The sequence below is a fragment of the Kitasatospora sp. NPDC091257 genome, from assembly GCF_044757675.1.
GTDB lineage: Bacteria > Actinomycetota > Actinomycetes > Streptomycetales > Streptomycetaceae > Kitasatospora > Kitasatospora lactacystinica.
This window is the reverse complement of sequence record NZ_JBIVVI010001395.1, coordinates 1-2,135: the sequence shown is the minus strand read 5'-3', so window position 1 is coordinate 2,135 and position 2,135 is coordinate 1. Positions and strand designations below refer to the sequence as shown.

General features: G+C 70.5%; 1 protein-coding gene. It reads left to right on the top strand.

Annotation, left to right across the window (positions count from 1 at the left end):
* Window positions 1–116 precede the first annotated feature (116 nt).
* Window positions 117–2,015: an ABC transporter ATP-binding protein gene (locus ACIQOV_RS38645; protein ID WP_401055485.1), complete on the top strand. Its 1,899-nt coding sequence runs from the start codon at window positions 117–119 to the stop codon at window positions 2,013–2,015.
* Window positions 2,016–2,135: the final 120 nt, after the last annotated feature.

Here is a 2,135-nt window from a genome sequence, read left to right as displayed (position 1 = left end):
CCGGCGGCGCCCCCACGGACACCCTGAAGAGGGACGCCCCGCCGGAGGACACCGGACTGCCCAGCGACTCCCAGGCCGCCGCCGCCCGCCGCGGCCCCGCCGGCCCCGGCCGCTTCATGGGCGGCCAGGGCACCGAGAAGTCCATGGACTTCAAGGGCTCCGGCAAGCGCGTCCTCGGCCTGCTGCGCCCCGAACGCAACACCCTGATCGGCGTCCTGCTCCTCGGCGTCATCGGCATCGGCTGCGCCGTCATCGGCCCCAAGATCCTCGGCGACGCCACCGACCTGATCTTCGCCGGCGTCGTCGGCGCCCGCTTCCAGGCCGGCACCTCCAAGGAACAGGTCGTCGACGGGCTGCGCGCCCACGGCGAGGGCGGCGTCGCCGACCTGCTCTCCTCCGTCGACTTCACCCCCGGCCAGGGCATGGACTTCGGCGCCATCGGCACCGTCCTGCTCTGGGTGCTCGGCATCTACGTCGCCTCCGCCGTCTTCGGGATCTTCCAGGGCCGACTGGCCACCCGGGCCATCCAGGCCGCCGGCTACCGGCTGCGCCAGGACGTCGAGGCCAAGCTCTCCCGGCTGCCGCTCAGCTACTTCGACAAGCAGCCGCGCGGCGAGGTGCTCAGCCGGGTCACCAACGACATCGACAACATCGGCCAGTCCATGCAGCAGACCCTCGGACAGGTCGTCAACTCGCTGCTCACCGTGGTCGGCGTGCTCGCGATGATGTTCTGGATCTCCCCGCTGCTCGCCGTGATCGCACTGGTCTCGGTGCCCGCCTCGGTGATCGTCGCCACCAAGGTCGGCAAGCGGGCCCAGCCGCAGTTCGTCCAGCAGTGGAAGTCCACCGGCCAGCTCAACGCCCACATCGAGGAGATGTACACCGGCCACACCCTGGTCAAGGTGTTCGGGCGCCAGCAGGAGTCCGCGGAGACCTTCCGCGAGCACAACGACGCGCTCTACCAGGCCAGCTACAAGGCCCAGTTCATCTCCGGCACCATCCAGCCCGCGATGATGCTGATCGGCAACCTCCAGTACGTGCTGGTCGCCGTCGTCGGCGGCCTGCGGGTGGCCAGCGGCTCGCTGTCCATCGGCGACGTCCAGGCGTTCATCCAGTACTCGCGGCAGTTCAGCCAGCCGCTCACCCAGGTCGCCAGCATGGCCAACCTGGTGCAGTCCGGCGTCGCCTCCGCCGAACGCGTCTTCGAGCTGCTGGACGCCCCCGAGCAGAGCCCCGAACCGGCCATGCCCGAACGGCCCGACGTGCTGCACGGCCGGGTCTCCTTCCAGGACGTGGCCTTCCGCTACGACCCCGAGAAGCCGCTCATCGAGGACCTCTCGCTCAAGGTCGAACCCGGGCAGACCGTCGCCATCGTCGGCCCCACCGGCGCCGGCAAGACCACCCTGGTCAACCTGCTGATGCGGTTCTACGAGGTCAGCTCCGGACGGATCACCCTCGACGGCGTGGACATCGCCGCGATGTCCCGCGAGGAACTGCGCTCCGGCATCGGCATGGTGCTCCAGGACACCTGGCTGTTCGGCGGCACCATCGCCGACAACATCGCCTACGGCGCCGAGTCTGCCACCCGCGAACAGGTCGTCGAGGCCGCCAGGGCCGCCCACGTCGACCGCTTCGTGCGCACCCTGCCGGACGGCTACGACACCGTCATCGACGACGAGGGCACCAACGTCAGCACCGGCGAGAAGCAGCTGATCACCATCGCCCGGGCGTTCCTCGCCCAGCCGTCCATCCTGGTCCTGGACGAGGCGACCAGCTCCGTCGACACCCGCACCGAGGTGCTGATCCAGCGGGCCATGGCCCGGCTGCGCACCGGCCGCACCAGCTTCGTGATCGCCCACCGGCTCTCCACCATCCGGGACGCCGACGTGATCCTGGTGATGGAGAACGGCTCGATCGTCGAGCAGGGCTCGCACGACGAGCTGATCGCCGCCGACGGCGCCTACGCCCGGCTCTACCAGGCACAGTTCGCCGAGGCCGCGGTCGAGATGGACTGACGTCCGGCCGACCGGAGGGCCGGGGCGGGGACTTCCCGCCCCGGCCCTTCGCTTCGCGGACACCGCGCGCTACGTTGGGCCCGTGATCGACGACCAGGCCCCGGACCGCCCGGACACCAG

Bases quoted from the DNA above. Each gene is read 5' to 3' on its own strand.
- ACIQOV_RS38645 (WP_401055485.1), top strand. From the start codon at position 117: ATGGGCGGCCAGGGCACCGAGAAGTCCATGGACTTCAAGGGCTCCGGC.